This window comes from Sphingobacteriaceae bacterium, from assembly GCA_016715905.1.
Taxonomy (GTDB): domain Bacteria; phylum Bacteroidota; class Bacteroidia; order B-17B0; family Aurantibacillaceae; genus Aurantibacillus.
This window is the reverse complement of the sequence record JADJXI010000003.1, coordinates 483,455-506,877: the sequence shown is the minus strand read 5'-3', so window position 1 is coordinate 506,877 and position 23,423 is coordinate 483,455. Positions and strand designations below refer to the sequence as shown.

The 23,423-nt window shown below is 36.5% G+C and carries 16 protein-coding genes and 5 tRNA genes; 17 read left to right on the top strand and 4 right to left on the bottom strand.

What is annotated here, in order from left to right:
- Positions 1-85: 85 nt before the first annotated feature.
- The 4 genes from IPM51_02600 to IPM51_02585 form a co-directional block, all read right to left on the bottom strand.
- The gene (locus tag IPM51_02600; protein MBK9283187.1) at positions 86-2,494 is read right to left on the bottom strand and encodes a hypothetical protein; all 2,409 of its coding nucleotides are present in this window, start codon (positions 2,492-2,494) and stop codon (positions 86-88) included.
- Between the two features lie 32 nt (positions 2,495-2,526).
- Positions 2,527-3,960 (bottom strand): hypothetical protein, encoded by a 1,434-nt coding sequence (locus tag IPM51_02595; protein ID MBK9283186.1) that lies wholly within the window; start codon positions 3,958-3,960, stop codon positions 2,527-2,529.
- A gap of 76 nt (positions 3,961-4,036) precedes the next feature.
- The gene (locus tag IPM51_02590; protein MBK9283185.1) at positions 4,037-4,825 is read right to left on the bottom strand and encodes an SDR family oxidoreductase; all 789 of its coding nucleotides are present in this window, start codon (positions 4,823-4,825) and stop codon (positions 4,037-4,039) included.
- Positions 4,822-5,310: a RecX family transcriptional regulator gene (locus tag IPM51_02585; protein MBK9283184.1), complete on the bottom strand. Its 489-nt coding sequence runs from the start codon at positions 5,308-5,310 to the stop codon at positions 4,822-4,824. Before IPM51_02585 ends, IPM51_02590 begins: the two co-directional genes overlap by 4 nt.
- Before the next feature lie 27 nt (positions 5,311-5,337).
- Between IPM51_02585 and IPM51_02580 the strand changes: the two genes are divergently transcribed.
- The 17 genes from IPM51_02580 (at position 5,338) to IPM51_02500 (ending at position 23,401) form a co-directional block, all read left to right on the top strand.
- Positions 5,338-6,681 carry an RNA methyltransferase gene (locus tag IPM51_02580; GenBank protein ID MBK9283183.1) on the top strand — a complete coding sequence of 448 codons (1,344 nt, stop codon included), beginning with the start codon at positions 5,338-5,340 and terminating at the stop codon, positions 6,679-6,681.
- Between the two features lie 125 nt (positions 6,682-6,806).
- Positions 6,807-6,879, top strand: a tRNA-Thr gene (locus IPM51_02575).
- A 10-nt stretch (positions 6,880-6,889) separates the two neighbouring features.
- A tRNA-Tyr gene (locus tag IPM51_02570) sits at positions 6,890-6,971 on the top strand.
- Positions 6,972-7,058: 87 nt separating this feature from the next.
- Positions 7,059-7,131 (top strand) — tRNA-Gly (locus IPM51_02565).
- Positions 7,132-7,390: 259 nt separating this feature from the next.
- Positions 7,391-7,462: transfer RNA gene (locus IPM51_02560), tRNA-Thr, on the top strand.
- A 283-nt stretch (positions 7,463-7,745) separates the two neighbouring features.
- Positions 7,746-8,933, top strand: a complete 1,188-nt coding sequence (tuf, locus tag IPM51_02555) for an elongation factor Tu (GenBank protein ID MBK9283182.1) — start codon at positions 7,746-7,748, stop codon at positions 8,931-8,933.
- An 88-nt stretch (positions 8,934-9,021) separates the two neighbouring features.
- Positions 9,022-9,092: transfer RNA gene (locus IPM51_02550), tRNA-Trp, on the top strand.
- Positions 9,093-9,183: 91 nt separating this feature from the next.
- Positions 9,184-9,378, top strand: coding sequence for a preprotein translocase subunit SecE (gene secE, locus IPM51_02545; protein ID MBK9283181.1), 195 nt, complete (start codon positions 9,184-9,186; stop codon positions 9,376-9,378).
- 5 nt (positions 9,379-9,383) lie between these two features.
- Complete coding sequence (gene nusG, locus IPM51_02540) at positions 9,384-9,950, top strand: transcription termination/antitermination factor NusG (protein ID MBK9283180.1); 567 nt, start codon at positions 9,384-9,386, stop codon at positions 9,948-9,950.
- Between the two features lie 111 nt (positions 9,951-10,061).
- Positions 10,062-10,499: a 50S ribosomal protein L11 gene (gene rplK, locus IPM51_02535; protein MBK9283179.1), complete on the top strand. Its 438-nt coding sequence runs from the start codon at positions 10,062-10,064 to the stop codon at positions 10,497-10,499.
- Between the two features lie 36 nt (positions 10,500-10,535).
- Entirely contained in the window at positions 10,536-11,228 is a 693-nt protein-coding gene (locus IPM51_02530; protein ID MBK9283178.1) for a 50S ribosomal protein L1, read from the top strand.
- 52 nt (positions 11,229-11,280) lie between these two features.
- Positions 11,281-11,781 carry a 50S ribosomal protein L10 gene (locus IPM51_02525; GenBank protein ID MBK9283177.1) on the top strand — a complete coding sequence of 167 codons (501 nt, stop codon included), beginning with the start codon at positions 11,281-11,283 and terminating at the stop codon, positions 11,779-11,781.
- Between the two features lie 56 nt (positions 11,782-11,837).
- On the top strand, positions 11,838-12,212 hold the full coding sequence (gene rplL / locus IPM51_02520; GenBank protein ID MBK9283176.1) for a 50S ribosomal protein L7/L12: 375 nt from the start codon (positions 11,838-11,840) through the stop codon (positions 12,210-12,212).
- Between the two features lie 114 nt (positions 12,213-12,326).
- Complete coding sequence (gene rpoB, locus IPM51_02515) at positions 12,327-16,139, top strand: DNA-directed RNA polymerase subunit beta (GenBank protein MBK9283175.1); 3,813 nt, start codon at positions 12,327-12,329, stop codon at positions 16,137-16,139.
- A 52-nt stretch (positions 16,140-16,191) separates the two neighbouring features.
- The gene (gene rpoC / locus IPM51_02510) at positions 16,192-20,490 is read left to right on the top strand and encodes a DNA-directed RNA polymerase subunit beta' (GenBank protein MBK9283174.1); all 4,299 of its coding nucleotides are present in this window, start codon (positions 16,192-16,194) and stop codon (positions 20,488-20,490) included.
- A 423-nt stretch (positions 20,491-20,913) separates the two neighbouring features.
- A complete protein-coding gene (locus tag IPM51_02505; GenBank protein ID MBK9283173.1) occupies positions 20,914-21,429 on the top strand; it encodes a TlpA family protein disulfide reductase in 516 nt (171 codons plus the stop codon).
- 94 nt (positions 21,430-21,523) lie between these two features.
- Entirely contained in the window at positions 21,524-23,401 is a 1,878-nt protein-coding gene (locus tag IPM51_02500) for a hypothetical protein (protein ID MBK9283172.1), read from the top strand.
- Positions 23,402-23,423: the final 22 nt, after the last annotated feature.

The window sequence follows — 23,423 nt, the reverse complement described above, 5'->3', positions numbered from 1 at the left end:
TGTTATTGAAACTTAATAATCATAACTTGATTTGAAACTTACTTAGTTAAATCAATGAAATACAACTGAGTTGCAGATACAATTCTTACTTCAACAACTCCATCGCTTCCTGAATAGAAATGATGTTACCTTTAAATGTTGCAATAATAAAAGCATCGGCAAAACCTTTGGATTCTAAATCTTTTCTGGATTTTTCTGCTGAGTCCATGCCATTATACTCTCCTACCACATAACGAATAGTTCCGGTATTGGTGGTTTGCTTTTGTATTCCGGTAATGTCTTTTACGCGTTCATCCATGGATTTTTCAGCGAACGCTTTTTTAGGAGTCCCCAATTGTATTCTAAACACCACTAATTTTTTATCTACCGAGCTAAACATTTTTTCTTCGTTCATATCTTCCTTATATGATTTTTCAACAGTAGCTTTTGTTTTATTCATCGGAATACGTTTACCATCTTGGTATGCAGTTACAAAGGCATCGCTATACCCTTGAATTACTAAATCAGCGCGAACAGCTGCGGCTTCTTGTATGGTTTTATAACCTTTAGTAACATAACGATAAGTGTTATCACTTGTTTTCAATTCTAACACACCGGCATTTGTGTTGAATACCGAAGTGGAAATTCTTTGTCTAAATGCTCCCAATTGCACGCGGTAAATAATATCAGACCGGTTATACACCTCATCATTCGGGTCAACTTCAGTTAAAGTGTTTGTGCCGGCTGTAGCAGTGTTTGTATTGGCAACAACTGTGCCGTTTTCTACTGATCCTGTTCCGGAATTTATTGCTAAAGTATTTTCGCCGTTTGCCTTTAATTCATTAGCATTTTGTTTATTGAGAATGGCTTCTATTTCTTCCTCTGTTAAACGAGTAATTTTTTTACCTTTTATTTTTGAAATGCCCGCATCTTTTAATCCTTCATTTTTAAATTCATCTCTGCGTTTTATAGCGGTTTTTATTTTTTTGTATTCACCGGCGGTGTAAACAACAGTAGTTCCATTATCTAATGTAATCGATTTAATATCGCCAATGCTCAATAACATGGCCATTTCATCACTTGGTATTGTTCCTTCATAACGGGCCAACTCAACCGTGTACAAATCTTTTTTCAAATCGAGTAAATTCTTTTTCTGATCTAAGGCTAAAACATTACCCACATATTCTACCTCAACATCAGCCCCTAAGCTATCATTCATATAATCATTATACCAGGCCTGCCAGTAATCATCGGTTTGCCCTACCCCTTTTTCATTTACCGGAACTCCTAATGCAGTTGCTAATTCATCATCTCTGAAATTCGGTATACCATCTTTATCATCATCCAACGGACAACCTTTATCATCTACTTTCACGCCTTCCGGTGTACCTTGACAATCATCTTTTAAATCAGTTACGCCATCTTTATCACGGTCTTCATTATCCATGGCTAACCAGAATGCCGAATTCAGCGTGTCTTTAGCTAATTTCTTTTTCTCTTTTGTTTTTGCAATTAAATCATACTGTAATCCAAATGAGGTGTATGTAAAATTATCCTTTTGCTTATTCCCACTTCTCTCGCCCACGCTGTTATTGGTTACACCATCAATATAATCTGTTGTACTTATATACAAGGAGAAATTCACTTTCATATCCACTCTGTCGGTTACCTTAGCAATAAATCCGGCACTAATCGGAAAAGCAAAAGCCGATTCGCGATATTGTCCAAATCCATCAATATTCCGTTCTCTTACATCTGTTTCGTATGTATAATCCCTATATATATCTTTGGCAAACTGAGCACCGGGAGCATTTTCCGCCATATTTTTTATGCTTCCGTCACTCCAATAATGATAAGTATTTCCATCTTTATCCATTAAGTCGGTTTTGCTTAAAAATTCAAATCCAATCACTCCTAAACTAATAAATGGTCTTAGCTTATATCTGTCGGGCATAAAATTCCCGAAATCATACAATAAATTAACTCCACCTGATCTTATTTCGGATTGAAAATTTTCTTGTCGATTATTTTTATATTCATTTGCGCCTAACTTTCCGAACATCACATTAAAATTCAATTGCAAATATCTGGTTAAACGTTGCGATACGTTTAAATCATAAGCCATCCGTGCCGTAAGGGGCGATTGAAATCTTTTATCGTATAAATCTCCATAAAAAGCCAAGCGACCAAATCCGAGTCCGATTTTAGGTTTCATTTTAAAATCAGCACGGTTAACTGAATCTAATAAAAAAGCATTTCTTTCATTCTGTTCCTGCCCTTCTCTAAATAATGCATTGGCATGTACAGTTTCAGTTGGTACAACTTGTGTATTTAAATTTTCGAAAAGAGAATCGCCTACTTTTTCGGGTCCTTTGAAGGTTGAGGGAGGTTCGGGTTCATTAATATAATACTGCAAAAGTTCTTCTGGCGTTAATTTATCCAATGCCGAAGAATCTGTTTGCCCTTTTACAGCCACAGAAACTAAAATAAGAATGAAAGAAATTAGTTTCTTCATTGTGCCCAATTACGTAAAGATAAGCAAAAATATTATCTAAACCATTTTTGGTTACTGATCATTAATGCTTCTTGAACTGTTATTCTTTTTCCGGTATTGTAAGCCACTACAAATGCCGATGAAACTCTGTTAACTGACCTAACCTTCTCACGATGATCCCGCGCATTTTTATACTCCCCGTGATTGCCAATCATAAATTTGGAATACCCTCCTGCCATTTCACTTTGAATTTTTTCATCAATATTAAATTTTGAAGAAAGTTTTTTGGCATTTACAGCCGAATTGGTAAAAGCCCCTATCTGTACCATGTAATTAATATTACCTTCATTTTTAGGCAGCTTTTCGTTGGAAGAATTATCAGGAGGTGTTACCGCAACTTCTGTGTTTGTTGGAGTACCGGTATTATTATTTTCATTATTCTCAGTTACTGTACTTGCTACTGTTGGCGTAGTATTAACGGTAGGCGTTGTATTTGCGGTTTCGTTATTGTTTTCATTGTTATTTGGTGGTGTTGGCTCTTCCGATTTTGTTGGAGTATTTACGGCTACATGCCCTGCATCTGTACTTCCTTCGATGATTATTTGTTCTGGTTTTAAATTAAAAGATTTACTTTGATTTTGTTCCAAATAAGAATACTCGCCATTTAAAGTCAAAGTTTTTTTCACACCACTAATGGTGTAAGAAATTTCAAGTATTTCTTTTAAGGGTACAGCCACCCAAACAAATTTTAGTTTTCCGTCAGAAACAGAAAAAGAAGCTCCTTCTGTAATTACAGATTTAGCGCTTACTTCAGCCGGTAAGTCATCGCTGTATCTGGCGAATCCTTTGGTCATTAGTTTGTTTATTTTTAAATCGATAATATATTCTCCTTCGTTGGCACCTGGTGTTATCGTTCTTTTTATAGCAATTTCCCCCTCCGGTTCTGCATTAGAATCGTTGGAGTTATCAGTATTGGTTATAGTTGGTGTTGTGTTTGTTGTTTCATTTTTAGGCTCTCCGCTATTATTTGTGTTTCCGGTTTCGTTTGATGCCATTCCTGCTTCGGATGATATTTCTACCGGAGGCATCTCAACCACTTTCTTACCGTTATTTTCAACATAAGAGTATTTTCCTCCTATCGTTTTTAATCCACTAAACGAAGATGACGCTACCAATTTGCACTTTACTATTATTTCATCTTCACTTGGTAAATTAGACCAAACCCATTTGGCTAAGCCGTCGGAATAATTAAAATTCGCACCTTTGCTATCCTCTTCTTTTACAGATAATCCCTCCGGTAAATCTAGTTGAAGTTTGGCAAAACCGCCCATTGCGCCTTTAGTAACTTTGAGTTCAATGCTCACTTCATCGCCTGGTTTTAAAAATTTAGGGATGTTATTTGAAATCGTAATTGGGTTATCTCCACCAAACAAACTATAAAGAAATAAAGTGATGGAGTTTATTAAAATAAAAAGGTATTTAATCATAAGTGCTAAAATACCTGCATAAAGCGATGGCAATCAGCACTTAAAGTAACATTTAATAACACACTGATGTTAACTATTATAAATTGGGGGTTCTACCCCCATCTACCGGAATATTTATACCGTTAATGTATGATGCAGCCGGACTTGCCAAAAAGGCAACTGCTGCAGCAATTTCTGAAGGCTCGGCAAATCTACCCATAGGAATTTCTTGCTGCATTTCCTCTTTGATACGTTCTGTTTTCTCTCCGGTTTTTAATGCTTTATTTTCAATTATCCCGCTCAGTCTTCCGGTAGCAGTAGCGCCCGGTAAAACATTATTCACGGTTATGCCAAATTTGCCTGTCTCATTCGCAAGCGTTTTCGCCCAATTGCCAACTGCAGCTCTTATGGTGTTACTCACACCCAGATTAGGAAGAGGCGCCTTTACCGATGTGGAAATAATATTGATTATTCTTCCATATTTGCTGTTTTTCATTCCTTCCAAACAGGCCTGCATTAATACATGATTACAAATTAAATGTTGATTAAATGTATTCGTAAACTCTTCGGGTTTTGCATTAATAATTGGGCCCGATGCAGGTCCGCCGGTATTGTTTATTAGAATATGAATTGGTCCGCTTCTTTGAATATAATTTTCAACAAGCTCTTTTAATTTATGAGGCTCGTTAAAATCAGCACATAAATATCCATGAACTTGTTTCGCTTCCACCGAAAGTTCAGTTTTTACTTTTTTAAGTTCGGTTTCGTTGCGAGCCACTAAAATAACTGTGGCTCCCAATAAAGCCAGTTCAATGGCTACTGCTTTTCCGATTCCCTGAGTGCTTCCGCAAACCAAAGCTTTTTTATTTTTTAAGTCTAAATTCATGCTTCAAAATTAGATGAGTTCTTCAAAATTACATTTAAACGAGCAATTGACAAATCATTTTCAAATCCCTTAGTCATTAGATGGCGTAATATACTTTGATATATATTATTCTCTTCACTCAACTGATCGGCTTTTTTGTGAATAATTTTATCCAAATGATTAATATATTCATCTTCATTTAATGAATTTAATGCTTTCTGAATAATTTTGTCGGAAACTTGATGCTTTATCAACGATTGTTTTATTTTAATTTTTCCCCAACTTTTAATTCTCATTTTACCTCTGGCTAAGGCGCAAGCAAATCTTTCTTCATTTAAATAATTTTCTTCGATCAGAGCGGAAATAATATTTTCGATCTCGTGCTTTTGTAATCCAAATTCAAAAATTTTCTTCCTACAATCAAAATGTGACCTTTCCTGATAAGCACACCAACTTTTCATTTTTTCTAGCGCCTCTTCGGCACTAACAACTAATCTACGCCTCATAAAGTGCTAAATTATTTATTACTTTGCATGTTTTCTCTTTTATTTATGCCCTTGCCGGAAAAATTATTAGCATCGTTGGATGAACTTGAAGGTTTTAACCGCGGAGCTTTTATTGATGCGCATAACAGCGAACAACCAATAAGTATTAGAAAAAATAATTTTAAAAAAAGTGATATTACTTTTGAAATAAAAGAGGATGTTCGATGGTGTAAACAAGCCTATTATTTAAAAACTAGGCCTTCCTTTACTTTGGATCCTTTATTTCATGCTGGAGCTTATTATGTGCAAGAAGCTGGAAGTATGTTTTTGGATTTTGTATTAAATGAAATGGTTGAATTGCCCGATAAACCTTTAATAATTGATATGTGTGGCTCACCTGGAGGTAAATCCACTATTATCAGTTCATACTTAAAAAACAAGGGCACCCTAATTGCGAATGAAGTTGTAAAAAAAAGAGCATCTATCTTAGCACAAAATTTAAGCAAATGGGGAACCTCTAATGTAATAGTTACCAATAACGACCCTTTGGTTTTAGCCAATCAAAGCTTCAAGGCAGACCTTGTGGTATTAGACGCACCTTGTAGCGGTAGTGGTTTGTTTAGGAAACAACCCGATTCTATTGATGAGTGGTCTGAAGATAATGTTAACTTTTGCTCTTCACGTCAAAAGCGAATAATAGCTGATAGTATTGGAGCCATAAAAAGTGGGGGATATTTGTTTTATTCTACTTGTTCATACTCTTATGAAGAAAATGAGAAAATTGTTGATTGGTTAATAGAAGAATTTAATTTTAAGATTATTCAACAAAAACTACCTGAAGAATGGGGTATAATTGATACTGGCAAAGGTTATCGCTTTTATCCTCATTTAACGCAATCTGAAGGCTTCTTTTGTGCATTACTTATAAAAGACGGACACAACGAGGTAAATAATTTGTTAAAAATAAAGGGTAATGATGATTTATTTGTTAAAAAAAACCCTTTTTTGAATATATTTGACGAAAATTCCGGAAAAACGATGAAAATTGGTGATTTATATTATTTTCTTCATCAAGATACTCTTCCATATTATCTCCAACTCAAAAATCAATTATACATCAAAAAAGCCGGGGTATGTTTAGGAGAGCTGAAAGGTAAAGATGTTATTCCAAACCACGAATTAGCAATGAGTTACGAAGCTACTATTCAAAACGCAATTGAACTTGATCATGAAAATGCTTTAAATTTTCTCAGAAAAAAGGAGTTTTCTTTGGCGATTAAAAGCTCAGGTTTTCAGTTAATGCAATACAAAAACCTTGGTTTAGGTTGGGCTAAAATCTTACCTAATCGAATAAATAATTATTTACCGCAGGAATTTAGAATTTTAAACTGATTTTTACCTGCTTTCCGAAAGGCCCGCAAACCCTTTTATTTCTGATTAATTTTTTGCGGGAATCAAAAGTATTATTACCTTTGCAATCCCAATTTTTTGGGGTAGTTCTTTGTCATCACAAAAAAGCCGGAGTAGCTCAGCTGGTAGAGCAGCTGATTTGTAATCAGCTGGTCGGGGGTTCGAGTCCCTTCTTCGGCTCTTTTTTGTAGGGGTAATACCAGAGTGGCCAAATGGGGCAGACTGTAAATCTGCTGACTTCGTCTTCGGTGGTTCGAATCCATCTTACCCCACGTGGCTGTTCTAATCAGGATAAAATCTGATTAAACGGTAAGTTTGAAAGCATTGTATTAAATCAGCGTAACGGATTTAATGTAAAAGCGGAAGTAGCTCAATTGGTAGAGCTCCAGCCTTCCAAGCTGGAGGTTGCGGGTTCGAGACCCGTCTTCCGCTCATTGGTGTAGTTGGTTAGAAGTTGAATGAAAAAGATTGTGTGCAGTTGAAGAAAACATACCCACTTCGTGTGGGGCGGATATGGAGAAGCTTGTGTATCACGGCCTCAAAATATCCGGAAGTCCCCAAAATAGAGGGACTTTTCGTGTATGAGCATGTTAGTTCTTTAAAATAATGAGTTGGTTCTTTGAATTTGTGCTTATCACAAAATTCCAGACTAGGATTAAGCAAGTGTACTAAAATTTGCTTGATCGAATAAGCTGTTGTAGCTCAGTGGTAGAGCACTTCCTTGGTAAGGAAGAGGTCGGCAGTTCAATCCTGCTCAACAGCTCAAAGAGATGTTGAGCGATGAGAAATTCACTTTGGAGAGGTCGGCAGTTCTCCCGATAGCTATCGGGACTGCTCAACAGCTCAAAGAGATGTTGAGCGATGAGGCGATCAAAAAATGAACGATTATTCCGTTAATTTTCGGGATACTCAACAACTCTTCGGATTAACCTCCAAGAGTTAAAATAGAAATGATTAAAAAAGTACAAACAAATAATCAATAGAAAATAAAATTTAGAAACTTAATTAAACAATAAATAAAAAAATAACAAGTAAAATAAACAACTATGGCAAAAGAAAAATTCGACCGTTCCAAACCACACGTAAATATTGGAACTATTGGTCACGTTGACCACGGAAAAACTACATTAACTGCAGCAATCACTACTGTATTAGCTGAAAAAGGATTAGCTGAATTGCGCGATTTCTCTTCAATTGATAATGCTCCTGAAGAGAAGGAACGTGGTATTACAATTAATACTTCACACGTAGAATACGCAACTGAGAAGCGTCACTACGCACACGTTGACTGTCCTGGTCACGCCGATTATGTTAAAAACATGGTTACAGGTGCTGCTCAAATGGACGGTGCTATTCTGGTTGTTGCTGCAACAGATGGTCCAATGCCACAAACACGCGAACACATTCTTCTTGCCCGTCAGGTTGGTGTACCACGTATAGTTGTTTTTATGAATAAAGTGGACATGGTTGAAGATGCTGAGTTATTAGACTTAGTAGAAATGGAAATTCGTGAACTTCTTTCATTCTATAAATTTGATGGCGATAACACGCCTATTATTCGTGGATCTGCTTTAGGTGGATTAAATAAAGATGCAAAATGGGTAGATAAAATCATGGAATTAATGAATGCTGTTGATGAATTTATTCCATTGCCTCCACGTGAAAAAGATAAGCCGTTTTTGATGCCGGTTGAAGACGTGTTTACTATCACCGGTCGTGGTACTGTAGCTACAGGACGTATTGAGACTGGAGTTATTAATACGGCTGACGAGGTTGAAATTATTGGTATGGGAGCTGATAAATTAAAATCAACTGTTACCGGTGTAGAAATGTTCCGTAAGATTCTTGATTATGGAGAAGCTGGTGACAATGTAGGCTTATTATTACGTGGTGTTGAGAAAAAAGACATTAAGCGTGGAATGGTAATCTGTAAGCCGGGTTCAGTAAAGCCACACTTAAAATTCAAAGCAGAGGTTTATATCCTTAAAAAAGAAGAAGGTGGACGTCACACTCCATTCCAAAATAAATATCGTCCTCAATTCTATTTCCGTACAACTGACGTAACTGGAGAAATCGAGTTAGAAGCTGGACGTGAAATGGTATTGCCTGGTGACAACGTAACAATTACTGTAAATCTAATCAATGCAATCGCAATGGATAAAGGTTTACGTTTCGCTATTCGCGAAGGTGGTCGTACAGTTGGTGCTGGTCAGGTTACTGAAATTTTAGACTAAGCCATAGTCAGAAGATTTGGCAGAATGACAGCGAAAATTATGCTGTCATTCTCGCCTTTTCTAATGCGGCCGTTTGAATTATCATTATACGGGCATAGTTCAATGGTAGAATAGCGGTCTCCAAAACCGTTGATGGGAGTTCGAATCTCTCTGCCCGTGCGAATCTGAAGTAAGAAATCAGGTTTGAGAAATTAAGGATTTCACACCTTAATTCTTGAATCTTAATTCAAACTTCTAAAATTAAAAGAGTATGAGCAAAATAGGTACTTATATATCAGAAACACGCAACGAACTTGTAAACAAAGTGAGTTGGCCTACTTGGCCTGAATTGCAAAGTAGCGCTATTGTAGTTATGGTATCGTCAATAATAATAGCATTGGTTGTTTTCGGAATGGATTTTCTTTTCGAAATTCTAATGAAACAAGCTTACGAAATTATCAAGTAATTAAAATGGCTGAAACAACAAAAACCGACACTTCAACCAAAAAATGGTACGTGGTACGCGCTATTAGTGGTCAGGAGAAGAAAGTAAAACAATATATTGAAATGGAGATTTCACGTTTGAAGTTGAACGATTTTGTTTCTCAGGTATTAATACCTACCGAAAAAATCATTCAAATCAGAAACGGAAAAAAAACTACTAAAGAGCGTTCATTCTATCCAGGATATGTTTTGATTGAAGCTACTTTAAGCGGTGAAATTCCACATATCATTAAAAACATTACCGGTGTAATTGGCTTTTTAGGAGAAACGAAAGGCGGATCTCCGGTACCAATGCGATTAAGTGAAGTAAACAGGATATTAGGAAAAGTAGATGAGTTAACAGAGAGCGAAGGAACCGTTTCAACCAATTATACGATTGGTGAAAATGTGAAGGTGATTAATGGTCCGTTTAACGGATTTAACGGAATCATTGAAGAAGTGATGGAAGATAAAAAGAAAATCAAAGTAACCGTGAAAATTTTCGGACGTAAAACTCCGGTTGAATTAAACTTTGGTGAGGTAGAAAAAGAATAAAAACATTGAATGGTAAAATCGATGGTCTCTTGAGACGCTTTGCTGCTTCCAACTCAAAGTAAATTAAGACCCGATAAACCTTCAGTACAAAAACAAATAAATAAAATAAAAATGGCAAAAGAGTTATCAGCAATAGTAAAGTTGCAAATTAAAGGTGGTGCTGCTAACCCCTCGCCTCCAATTGGACCTGCATTAGGTGCGAAAGGTGTAAACATTATGGAGTTCTGCAAACAGTTTAATGCAAGAACTCAAGAATCTCCGGGAAAAGTATTACCGGTTATTATTAATGTTTACAACGATAAGTCGTTTGATTTCGTAATCAAACGCCCTCCTGTTGCAATTCAAATTATGGAGACAGCTAAAATTAAAGCTGGTTCGGCTACCAGTAACCGTAAAAAAGTTGGTTCCATCACTTGGGATCAAGTTAAAAAAATTGCAGAAGACAAAATTGTAGACATGAATTGTTTTACAATTGAATCGGCAATGAATATGGTTGCAGGAACAGCTCGAAGCATGGGTGTTACTGTTTCAGGCAATAAACCATTTTAAAAAAATTAATTATTAACCAAAAACAAAGCTTAACAAATGGCAACGTTGACTAAAAAAAGAAAAGCTGTTATCTCAAAATTTGATGGTAACAAGCAGTACTCCGTGGCCGAAGCTTCAAAAATCGTAAAAGAAATAACTACGGTTAAGTTTGATGCATCGGTGGATCTTGCGATCCGTTTAGGAGTTGACCCACGTAAAGCTAATCAAATGGTGCGCGGTACAGTTACCTTACCTCACGGTACAGGTAAAACTATGCGAGTTTTAGCCATCGTTACTCCAGATAAGGAGGCCGAGGCTAAAGACGCAGGTGCCGATCACGTTGGATTAGATGAATACATTGAAAAAATCAAAGGTGGATGGACCGATGTAGATGTAATTATTACTATGCCCTCTGTAATGGGTAAAGTAGGTGCATTAGGACGAGTATTAGGACCCAGAGGTTTAATGCCTAATCCAAAAACCGGAACTGTTACTATGGATATTGCGAAAGCAGTAAAAGATGCAAAAGGCGGAAAAATCGACTTTAAAGTTGATAAAGCAGGGATCATTCACGCAGCAGTTGGCAAGGCCAGTTTTGATGCGGATAAATTGGCTGAAAATGCTAATGAGTTATTGAGCACTGTTATGAAATTGAAGCCTAGCTCTGCAAAAGGTACTTATGTAAAATCAGTTACCATGAGTAGCACCATGAGCCCGGGAATCATCATTGATACTAAAACATTCAACTAATTAAAAATTTGAGTAATTCGTAACCGAACGAAAGAAATTAAAAAAAACAAACATGAATAAATCAGAAAAAACAGAAATGATCAATGAGTTGGTAGAGAAATTAAACTCCAACAACAAGATCTATCTGGCAGATTGTTCAACATTAACGGTTGAAAAGGTTAATGCGTTTCGCAGATCATGTTTCGAGAAAAAAGTGTCTGTTACCGTAGTGAAAAACACTTTATTGAAAAAAGCTATTGAGCGTGCAAATGACAGCAAACTAGCAGAATTAATTCCCGCACTTAAGGGGGAAACTGCTTTAATGTTTACTGATGTTTCAAATGCACCGGCCAAATTGATTAAAGAATTCAGAAAAAATGGTACTAAGCCGGCTCTTAAAGGAGCTTATGTGGAAGAAACTATTTATTTGGGCGATAATCAACTTGAATCATTAGCTTCACTAAAATCGAAAAACGAATTAATCGCAGATGTTATCTTCTTACTTCAGTCTCCAATCAGCCGTGTAATTGGCGGATTAGAAAACAAAAAAGGCGGAGAAGACGCTGCAGCTTAAAAAATGTACAGAACAAAAATTAATTAAAAAAATAACAATTTTAAAAACCATAAAAAATGGCAGATGTAAAATCAATAGCTGAAACATTAGTAGGCTTAACAGTAAAAGAAGTACAGGATTTAGCGAAAATCCTTAAGGATGATTACGGTATCGAACCGGCAGCAGCTACAGTTGTTGCAGGTGGTGGTGCTGCAGGTGGTGGCGACGCCGCTGCTGCTAAAACATCATTTGATATAATCTTATTAGAGGCTGGTGCAGCTAAATTAGGTGTTGTGAAAGTAGTTAAAGACCTTACTGGTCTTGGATTAAAAGAAGCAAAAGACCTAGTTGACGGCGCTCCAAAACCTGTGAAAGAAGGAATTGGCAAGGAAGAAGCTGAAGCTATTAAAAAAGCTTTAGAAGAAGCCGGAGCTAAAGCAGAAATTAAATAATTCTGCACCGCTTTTTGAAAAGAATCTTCCCTTCGGGGAAGATACTTTTCTTTTTTCGCTTAAAAAAGAACTAATAAGGCCTGTCAATATTGTATTAATCAAATCTATTTAACCTTGGCTTCAAGTACAAAAACACAAAAACGAGTTAACTTCTCGTCAAACAAGTTCCCGGTTGATTATCCAGATTTTTTGGACATTCAAGTGAAATCTTTTCAAGATTTTTTCCAGTTGGAAACAACACCGGAAAACCGTAAAAAAGAAGGATTATTTAAAGTATTTGCTGAAAATTTTCCTATTTCAGATGCGCGAAATAATTTCGTGCTCGAATTTAAAGATTACTACATCGACCCCCCTCGATATGCTATTGATGAGTGTATTGAAAGAGGATTGACATATTCAGTACCTCTAAAGGCCAAATTATACCTTTATTGCACTGACCCCGACCATGAGGATTTTGAACCCATTATGCAAGATGTGTATTTGGGAACAATTCCATACATGTCACCCAAAGGTTCGTTTATTATTAATGGCGCAGAGCGTGTTATTGTTTCTCAATTACACCGTTCACCCGGAGTTTTCTTCGGACAAAGCCGTCATGCGAACGGAACCAAATTATATAGTGCTCGTGTAATTCCGTTTAAAGGAAGTTGGATTGAATTTGCAACAGACATCAACAATGTAATGTATGCTTATATCGATCGTAAGAAAAAATTACCGGTAACTACCTTGCTTCGTGCCATCGGATTTGAAAGCGATAAACAAATTTTAGAAATTTTCGGATTAGCTGATGAAGTGAAAGTAAGTAAAGCAGGTTTAAAACGTGAAGTGGGTCGCAGATTGGCCGCGCGTGTTTTAAAAACCTGGTTAGAAGATTTTGTTGACGAAGATACCGGAGAAGTTGTTTCTATCGAGCGTAACGAAGTTATTTTAGACCGTGAAACTATTTTAGAAGAAGAATTTATTGATCAAATTGTAGATGCTGATGTAAAATCTATCATCTTGCACAAACAAGATATCAATACAACTGATTTCGCAATTATATATAATACCCTACAAAAAGATTCAACCAATTCTGAAAAAGAAGCCATTGAATTTATTTACCGTTTGCTTCGTAACGCCGAACCGCCGGATGAAGAAACAGCAAGAGGGGTAATAGATAAATTATTTTTCTCTGATAAGCGTTATGATTTAGGTGAAGTAGGTCGCTACAGAATTAATAAAAAATTAGGATTAAATATTCCGGCTGAGATTCGTGTACTTACAAAAGAAGACATGATTCTTATTATTAAGTATTTGATTGAATTAATCAACTCTAAAACTGATGTTGATGATATCGATCACTTATCAAACCGTCGTGTGCGTACTGTTGGTGAACAATTATATTCTCAATTTGGTGTTGGATTAGCCCGTATGGCACGTACCATTCGCGAACGTATGAATGTTCGTGATAATGAAGTTTTCACACCAACCGATTTAATTAATGCTAAAACGCTTTCTTCAGTAATTAATTCGTTCTTCGGAACAAATCAGTTATCTCAGTTTATGGATCAAACAAATCCATTATCTGAAATTACGCACAAGCGTCGTTTATCGGCACTCGGGCCCGGAGGTTTGAGCAGAGAGCGTGCAGGATTTGAGGTTCGTGACGTGCACTATACACACTATGGTCGTTTATGTACCATTGAAACACCGGAAGGACCAAACATTGGTTTGATTTCTTCATTGTGTGTTTATGCAAAAGTGAACAAATTAGGCTTTATTGAAACTCCTTTCAGAACCGTTGTCAACGGAAAAGTTGAAGTAAATAAACCTATAACTTACTTAACCGCAGAAGAAGAAGATTTAAAAAATATTGCGCAAACTAATTCTAAATTGGACGAAAAAGGTAATTTCTTAAACAAGAAAGTTACTGCTCGTTATGAAGGTGATTTTCCGGTGCTTGAACCGGAGAAAATTCATTTGATTGACGTTGCTCCAAATCAAATTGCTTCTATTGCCGCTTCCTTAATTCCTTTCTTAGAACATGATGATGCTAACCGTGCCTTAATGGGATCAAACATGCAACGTCAGGCTGTTCCATTGATGCGTCCGCAAGCACCAATTGTTGGAACCGGAATTGAAGCGCGTGTGGCCGAAGATAGTCGCGTTTTAATAAATTCTGACGGTGAAGGTGTGGTAGAATATGTAGATGCAAACACCATAACCATCCGTTATAACAGAAGCGAAGAAGAAAAATTGATTTCTTTTGAAGGTGATGTTAAATCTTATAAATTAACTAAATTCCAGAAAACCAATCAAAGCACTTGTATGAACTTAAAGCCAATCGTAAAGAAAGGCGATAAGGTTAGTAAAGGTCAAGTACTTTGTGAAGGTTATGCTACGCAAGATGGTGAGTTAGCTTTGGGTCGCAATTTAAAAGTTGCGTTCATGCCTTGGAAAGGATATAACTTTGAAGATGCTATCGTTATTAGCGAAAAAATTGTGCGTGAAGATATCTTTACCTCAATTCATATTGATGAGTATACTTTAGAAGTGCGCGACACTAAACGTGGAATGGAAGAATTAACTCCGGATATTCCAAATGTGAGTGAAGATGCAACTAAAGACTTAGACGATAAAGGAATTATTCGTATCGGTGCAGAAGTGAAAGAGGGAGACATCTTAATCGGAAAAATAACTCCGAAAGGTGAAACTGATCCTTCTCCGGAAGAAAAATTATTACGTGCAATTTTTGGTGATAAAGCAGGAGACGTAAAAGACGCTTCATTGCGTGTTTCTCCTTCTATCAAAGGTGTTATCGTGGATAAAAAGCTTTTCTCCCGTGCCGTAAAAGACAAAAAACAAAAAGCAGAAGAAAAACCACTGATTGAAAAATTAGATTCTGATCAGGAAAAAAATGTTTACAATCTGAAATTAAAATTGGTAGATAAACTTTTTGTTTTAGTTAATGGCAGAACATCGCAGGGCGTAACTAATATTTTAGGAGAAGAAGTAATTCCTCGCGGAACAAAATTCACACAAAAATTATTAGAGCGTGTTGATTTTACTGAAGTAAATCCAAGTAACTGGACAACAGATAAAGATAAAAATGAACAAGTGGAGCGCTTATTACACAACTTCATGATTCATTACAATGATTTCTTAGGCAAGTATAAACGCGAAAAATTCCAAATTACTGTTGGTGATGAATTACCAAACGGAATTGTACAATTAGCGAAAGTATACATTGCTCAAAAGAGAAAATTAAAAGTTGGTGATAAAATGGCCGGTCGTCACGGTAATAAAGGTATAGTTGCACGTATTGTTAAAGAAGAAGATATGCCTTTCTTAGAAGACGGAACACCGGTTGATATCGTTTTAAATCCATTGGGTGTACCTTCTCGTATGAACCTCGGTCAGATTTATGAAACCGTGTTAGCATGGGCCGGTGAAAAATTAAAACTTAAATTTTCAACTCCGATCTTTGATGGTGCCACTGTTGATCAGATTGATGAATACACAAAACAGGCAGGACTACCACAGCACGGTAGAACGTATTTATACGATGGCGGAACAGGTGAACGTTTTGACCAGCCGGCAACTGTAGGTATCATTTATATGCTAAAACTTGGACACATGGTTGACGATAAAATGCATGCTCGTTCTATAGGTCCTTATTCATTAATTACACAACAACCTTTAGGTGGTAAAGCTCAATTTGGTGGTCAGCGTTTTGGTGAAATGGAAGTATGGGCACTCGAAGCATACGGTGCTGCTAACGTGCTGCAGGAGTTGTTAACTGTTAAGTCTGATGACGTAATGGGTAGAGCTAAAGCATACGAATCTATTGTAAAAGGTGAAAACATTCCAACACCGGGAATTCCGGAATCATTCAATGTATTGTTACACGAATTGAGAGGACTTGCCTTAGATATCACAATGGATTAATGCAGAAGCATAACAAATTAATTAGTATAAACGATAAAGCTTAAAATAAAAAATGGCGTTAAGAAGAGATAATAAACAAAAATCAAATTTTTCCAAGATTACGATCAGTTTGGCTTCACCTGAAACCATACTACGCAGATCAAGCGGAGAAGTTTTAAAACCTGAAACCATAAATTACCGTACTTACAAACCAGAAAGAGATGGTTTGTTTTGTGAGCGAATTTTTGGTCCGGTAAAAGATTTTGAATGTCATTGCGGTAAATACAAACGCATTCGCTACAAAGGAATTGTTTGTGATCGTTGCGGTGTGGAAGTTACCGAAAAGAAAGTAAGACGTGAGCGAATGGGACATATCAATTTGGTTGTTCCGGTTGCACACATCTGGTATTTCCGTTCCCTACCCAATAAAATCGGATATCTGTTAGGGTTACCAACTAAAAAGTTGGATATGATAATTTACTACGAGCGTTATGTGGTAATTAATGCAGGTTTAGCTGCTGCTAATGGAATTTCTTATTTGGATTTTTTAACTGAAGAAGAATATTTAAATACTTTAGAATCACTTCCAAAAGAAAATGTTGCTTTAGATGATTCAGATCCGAATAAATTCATCGCTAAAATGGGCGCCGAAGCAATTCAAGATTTATTAGCTCGCTTAAATTTGGATGAATTATCTTATGATTTAAGACACAAAGCCGGAAACGAAACTTCTCAGCAAAGAAAAAATGAAGCTTTAAAACGCTTACAGGTTATCGAGGCTTTCCGTCAGGCTAATCAAAATGTAGTCAACCGTCCGGAGTGGATGATTGTAAAAGTTGTTCCGGTTATTCCACCGGAATTACGCCCACTCGTTCCATTGGATGGCGGACGTTTCGCAACATCAGATTTAAATGATTTATACCGAAGAGTAATTATCAGAAACAACCGCTTGAAGCGATTAATTGAAATTAAAGCTCCTGATGTGATTTTACGTAATGAAAAACGTATGTTACAAGAATCGGTTGATTCTTTATTTGATAATTCACGAAAATCAAACGCTGTAAAAACTGACAGTAACCGTGCATTAAAATCATTATCTGATTCACTAAAAGGTAAACAAGGACGTTTCCGTCAAAACTTATTGGGTAAACGTGTAGACTATTCTGCTCGTTCAGTAATTGTTGTTGGTCCGGAATTGAAATTACATGAGTGTGGATTGCCGAAAGAAATGGCAGCCGAGCTTTTCAAACCATTTATCATTCGTAAAATGATTGAGCGTGGAATTGTAAAAACGGTAAAATCCGCAAAGAAAATAGTAGACAGAAAAGAACCAATTGTTTGGGATATTCTTGAGAATGCTTTAAAAGGACATCCGGTATTATTAAATCGTGCTCCTACGCTACACCGTTTAGGTATTCAGGCCTTTCAACCTAAATTAATTGAAGGAAAAGCAATTCAGTTACACCCACTAGTGTGTACTGCGTTTAATGCTGACTTTGACGGTGATCAGATGGCGGTTCACGTTCCATTAGGACATGCCGCAATTTTGGAAGCACAAATTTTAATGCTGGCTTCTCACAATATTTTAAATCCTTCTAACGGTGCGCCCGTTGCCGTTCCTTCACAGGATATGGTGCTAGGTTTATATTATTTAACAAAATCTAAAAAGAACCTACCAAAAGATCCGGTTAAAGGCGAAGGAAAAATTTTCTATAGTGCTGAAGAAGTAATTATTGCGCTTAATGAGAAAAGCGTAGATATGCACGCTAATATTAAAATCAGAATAACTAACGCTGTTGAAGGTGATAAACTTGTTGCTAAAACTATTGATACCACTGTAGGTCGCGTTATATTTAATACAGTTGTTCCTGAAGAAGTAGGATATATCAATGAACTTTTAACAAAGAAGTCATTACGTGATATCATTGGAATGGTTGTGAAGAAAACAGGTATGGCTGCAACAGCTAAGTTTTTAGATGATATTAAAGAATTAGGATTCCGTACGGCATTTAAAGGAGGGTTATCATTTAACTTAGGAGATATTCAAACACCAGACGAGAAAGTTAAAATTATCAATGAAGCACAAACTTTAGTTGATGAAGTGTTGAATAACTACAACCTGGGTTTCATCACAAACAATGAGCGTTATAATCAGATAATTGATATTTGGACGCACACCAACTCAAAAGTAACTAAACAAGTATTAGATAAATTAAGTACCGACAGACAAGGATTTAATCCGGTTTACATGATGCTAGATTCCGGTGCCCGTGGTAGTAAAGAACAAATTAAACAATTGAGCGGAATGAGGGGATTAATGGCGAAACCACAAAAAGCCGGTGACACCACAGCATCCATCATTGAAAATCCCGTTCTTTCGAATTTCCGTGAAGGTTTATCCATTTTAGAATACTTTATTTCAACTCACGGTGCTCGTAAAGGTTTAGCGGATACGGCATTAAAAACAGCTGATGCCGGTTACCTTACCCGTCGTTTAGTTGACGTTGCTCAAGACGTTATTATTAATGAGTCAGACTGCGGAACCTTACGTGGGTTAAGCATGACCGCATTAAAAAACAATGACGATGTTATTGAAGCATTATATGATAGAATTCTTGGTCGTACCACTGTTGCTGATGTTTATCACCCAACAACCGGTGAATTAATCATTGAAGGTGGTGAAGTAATAACAGAAGATATTGCTGCTTTAGTTGATAAATCTCCAATAGAAAGTATAGACATTCGTTCAGTACTAACCTGTGAATCTAGATCAGGTGTTTGTGCCAAATGTTATGGCCGTAACTTATCTAATGGTAGATTAGTGCAATTAGGAGAAGCCGTTGGAGTTATTGCGGCACAATCAATCGGTGAGCCGGGTACACAGCTTACTTTACGTACATTCCACGTGGGTGGTACGGCAAGTAATATTGCTGCTTCATCCAGCTTAATTGCTAAATACGATGGTAATATTGAAATTGACGAATTACGTACTGTTGAGCGTGTAAATGCTGAAGGTAAAAAATCAAACATCGTTATCGGTCGTTCAACCGAAATGCGTATTGTAGATTCCAATACCGGAATCACATTAACTACCGGAAACATTCCTTACGGATCTAACTTATACATTAAGCCCGGAACAAAAATTAAAAAAGGTGACTTAATTTGTGATTGGGATCCATACAATGCGGTTATCGTTTCTGAATTTGGCGGTAGCGTAGCTTATGATAGTATTAAAGAAAATGTAACCTATCGTGAAGAAGCCGATGAGCAAACCGGTTTCCGCGAAAAAGTGATCATTGAGAGTAAAGACAAAACTTTAAGCCCAACCATCAGTATCGTTGACAAAACAGGAAAACCACTTAAAACATACAACATTCCGGTAAGTGCTCACATTGTAGTGAATGAAGCTGCAAAAATTGAACCCGGACAAATCCTTGTAAAAATCCCAAGAGTAACCGGAAAAACCGGAGATATTACCGGAGGTTTACCGCGTGTTACTGAATTGTTTGAAGCGCGTAACCCAAGTAATCCGGCTGTAGTAAGTGAGATCGATGGAATTGTAACTTTCGGAAAAATTAAGCGTGGTAACCGTGAGGTAGTTGTTGAAGCTAAAACCGGTGAACAACGCAGATATTTGGTGAACCTAAGTAAACATATACTTGTACAAGAAAATGATTTCGTTAAAGCAGGAGAACCATTATCAGACGGCGCAACAAGTCCCGGAGATATATTAGCAATTAAAGGCCCTACTGCCGTTCAAGAGTATCTTGTAAATGAAATTCAGGAAGTATACCGTTTACAAGGTCAAAAATTAAATGACAAACACTTTGAAACTATTGTGCGTCAAATGATGCGTAAAGTTGAAATTGTTGACCCGGGAGACACCATGTTCCTTGAACAACAATTGGTAAACAAAGTTGATTTCATGAAACAAAACGATGCTATTTACGGACAAAAAGTTGTAACGGAACCGGGTGATAGCGAAGAGCTAAAACGCGGACAGATTATCACTTCACGTAAATTGCGCGATGAAAACTCGGTATTAAAACGTAAGGATAAAAAATTAGTAGAAGCTCGCGATGCTGTTCCTGCAACTGCAAATCCGGTATTGCAAGGTATTACCAGAGCATCTTTACAAACCAGTAGCTGGATTTCAGCCGCATCCTTCCAGGAAACAACCAAAGTGTTGAATGAAGCTGCGGTTAACGGTAAAGTGGATAACCTACTTGGATTAAAAGAAAACGTAATTGTTGGACATTTAATTCCTGCAGGTACCGGTTTACGTCAGTACGAAAAATTAGTTGTTGGTAGTAAAGAAGAATACGAGCGATTAATGGCCAGTAAGGAAGAAGTAGAAGAAGAAGCCGAATAAGAATAAAAACTATACAATTAAGGCCCGATTATTAATCGGGCTTTTTTTATGCTAAATATTATTGCGCCATAAATACAAAACATTTAAAAAAGATTGATTTTATTATGATTTTAAATTAATTTCACAAATGCTGCGCCAGCGATTGCAGTGAAAAGCCCTTCGTAGAACTTTGTATAATGTTTGTTGGGCTAGGAGGCGACCAAAGGAAGCCACCGCAGCCTTACAAACATAACAAAGGGCAAGAAGGCTTGAAACGGAAAGCGCGACAGGGCGCCCTCAAATAAATTATACACATTGCCTAAATAAATAAACGCTTTTTGGAAGTCAATAAAAAAGCTCTAAAAATCTGTTAAATCATGCTTAAATTGAATAAGTAGCCTGTATTATGGCTTGATTTTTGAAAGTAAATGAATAAATTTAGCTATGAAAAAATTTACATTAACTCTACTTTTTGTATCAATCTCCACATTAATTACATTAGCCGGAGATGGTGATAAAATACCAAACGCCACCATGAAAAAACTGGATGGCTCTAAAATCAACTCTACTTCATTTTCAAATGACGGAAAACCAATGGTTATTAGCTTTTGGGCTACCTGGTGCAAACCCTGTATTGCTGAACTCAATGCCATTCACGAAACATATGGAGATTGGGTGAAGGAAACCGGAGTAAAACTTATTGCCATTAGTATAGACGATGCTCGTTCTTCTGTAAAAGTTGGTCCGGTTGTTAAAACCAAGGGATGGGAATATGATATTTATATAGACGAAAATCAGGATTTCAAAAGAGCTATGAATGTGAATAATCCCCCTCAAACATTTATTATTGATGGCAAAGGAAATATTGTATGGAGTCATACCGGTTTTTCGGAGGGAGATGAAGAAAAATTATATGAGAATGTTAAAAAAGTAGCCGCCGGCGAAAAATTAGAACACTAAACCAAAATTTAGAAGGAAATCAACAAAAACCCGTGTTAAAACATGGGTTTTTTTATTGGCTATTCTTTGAAAATAAAGTTATTTTTGTTCATCTATGGCTTATCTATTCAGAATCAAAGTTGCATTCATCCTTGTATTTTTTATTCTTGTTAATCTGTCAAACGCATTGGCTCAAACCGTGAGTGATGAGATAAATTCAATACACGGTAATTTTCAAATTGATGCCCAATATTATAACTACGATAGTTTAATTGGGGCTCCAAAGGTTCCTGAAAAAATGCTGAGTAATGCCTTTGGAAATTTAAATTATCAAAAAGGTAAATTTAGTGCCGGTATGCGCTATGAAGCGTACAACAGCGTAATGCAGGGATTTGATGCCCGATATAAAGGCCAGGGAATTGTAAATCGCTTTGCCCGATACCAGGATAATTTATTAGATATTACTATTGGAAATATTTACGAGCAATTCGGAAGTGGTTTGCTGTTTAGAACCTATTATGAACCCGGATTATTATATGATAATTCATTAGACGGAATTCGAGTTATATCTAACCCTATGAAAGGTTTAACATTAAAGGGATTAGTTGGCAAACAAAGAACTTTTTTTACCGTAGGACCAGGAACTGTACGCGGATTTGACGGTGAACTGAATATTAACGAAGCATTGGATTCAATTGGAGCAAAAATTAAAACCAAATTTATTGTTGGCGGAAGCTTTGTGAGTAAATTTCAGGCCGACCAAGATCCGAACTTGGTTTTGCCGGAAAATGTGGCTTCGTATGGAGGAAGAATCAATATTATACATGAGGGTTTTAACTTATTTGCAGAATATGTAATGAAAGAAAATGATCCAAGCGCAGATAATAAAGTTTCTGCGAACGGAAAAAATTATTACACCTATAAAAATGGTGAAGCTTTCTACCTCTCAACTTCATACGCAACAAAAGGCTTTTCTATCTTATTTCAAGGAAAACGAATTGACAATATGGGTTACAGAAGTGACCGAGACGCCTCTTTGCAAAACTTATTAATCAATTACCTCCCAGCAACCACAAGACAACACACTTATTTAATGCCAGCATTTAATCCCTATGCAACTCAGCCTCGCGGTGAAGTTGGAGGTATGATTGAAATTGCATACAAGGTTAAAAAAGGTTCTTTATTAGGAGGTAAATATGGGATGGACATAACACTAAATTATTCGCACGCCAGTGGCTTAAAACAATACGGGGTTAATGATTCTAATTCTACCATGAAATTATATACAACCAAATGGGATTTTGCAGAATTCAATAATGGAACACACCATGTAGATAGTGTTTTGACAGACGTGAACGGAATACCAACTTATCAAAAAAGTAACGTTTCTAATTTCTCTGCTTTAAGATATTACCAAGATTTCTTTATAGAAATTTCCAAAAAATTCAACAAAAAAGTGAAAGGAAATTTCATGTATGCACATCAGTTTTACAATAAAAATATTGTACAATTTGGTTCTAAATTTGCCGGTTACGATAATATTTTTTCGGATATTATTGTTGTGGATATTACCTGGAAATATAAATCAGGCGCTGCCATTCGTTTTGAATCTCAAGGATACTTCACACATAATGCCTCAAACCCGAATGCCGGAAGTTGGACAACAAATTTAATTGAGTGGACTCCAAGCACTCACTTTTTTATAGCTGTACTAGATCAGTTTAATTATGATAATCCCAACAAATCTAATATCACTAAAATTGTTAATGAAAGTTCTCCGGTTTTAAAAGCGCTTGCAGATGCAGGTATGAAGGAATTAGCCGGAGATTTAAACCTGCATTATGGATTAATAACCGCAGGATATTCAACGGGTCCGCACCGGATAGCCTTTAGTTTTGGTAAGCAAAGAGCAGGAATTTTCTGTGTAGGAGGTGTTTGTCGAAATGTACCTGCTTCTAACGGAGTGGCTATTTCAATTACCAGCAGTTTTTAGTATATTTATATAAAATTAAAGC

What these genes read in the sequence shown, in the direction of transcription:
- IPM51_02530 (MBK9283178.1), top strand. Translation starts at nt 10,536, where the DNA reads ATGGCAACGTTGACTAAAAAAAGAAAAGCTGTTATCTCAAAATTTGAT.
- secE (MBK9283181.1), top strand. Translation starts at nt 9,184, where the DNA reads ATGAGCAAAATAGGTACTTATATATCAGAAACACGCAACGAACTTGTA.
- IPM51_02505 (MBK9283173.1), top strand. Translation starts at nt 20,914, where the DNA reads ATGAAAAAATTTACATTAACTCTACTTTTTGTATCAATCTCCACATTA.
- rplL (MBK9283176.1), top strand. Translation starts at nt 11,838, where the DNA reads ATGGCAGATGTAAAATCAATAGCTGAAACATTAGTAGGCTTAACAGTA.
- rplK (MBK9283179.1), top strand. Translation starts at nt 10,062, where the DNA reads ATGGCAAAAGAGTTATCAGCAATAGTAAAGTTGCAAATTAAAGGTGGT.
- IPM51_02590 (MBK9283185.1), bottom strand. Translation starts at nt 4,825, where the DNA reads ATGAATTTAGACTTAAAAAATAAAAAAGCTTTGGTTTGCGGAAGCACT.
- IPM51_02580 (MBK9283183.1), top strand. Translation starts at nt 5,338, where the DNA reads ATGTTTTCTCTTTTATTTATGCCCTTGCCGGAAAAATTATTAGCATCG.
- IPM51_02600 (MBK9283187.1), bottom strand. Translation starts at nt 2,494, where the DNA reads ATGAAGAAACTAATTTCTTTCATTCTTATTTTAGTTTCTGTGGCTGTA.
- rpoC (MBK9283174.1), top strand. Translation starts at nt 16,192, where the DNA reads ATGGCGTTAAGAAGAGATAATAAACAAAAATCAAATTTTTCCAAGATT.
- tuf (MBK9283182.1), top strand. Translation starts at nt 7,746, where the DNA reads ATGGCAAAAGAAAAATTCGACCGTTCCAAACCACACGTAAATATTGGA.
- nusG (MBK9283180.1), top strand. Translation starts at nt 9,384, where the DNA reads ATGGCTGAAACAACAAAAACCGACACTTCAACCAAAAAATGGTACGTG.
- IPM51_02500 (MBK9283172.1), top strand. Translation starts at nt 21,524, where the DNA reads ATGGCTTATCTATTCAGAATCAAAGTTGCATTCATCCTTGTATTTTTT.
- IPM51_02595 (MBK9283186.1), bottom strand. Translation starts at nt 3,960, where the DNA reads ATGATTAAATACCTTTTTATTTTAATAAACTCCATCACTTTATTTCTT.
- IPM51_02525 (MBK9283177.1), top strand. Translation starts at nt 11,281, where the DNA reads ATGAATAAATCAGAAAAAACAGAAATGATCAATGAGTTGGTAGAGAAA.
- IPM51_02585 (MBK9283184.1), bottom strand. Translation starts at nt 5,310, where the DNA reads ATGAGGCGTAGATTAGTTGTTAGTGCCGAAGAGGCGCTAGAAAAAATG.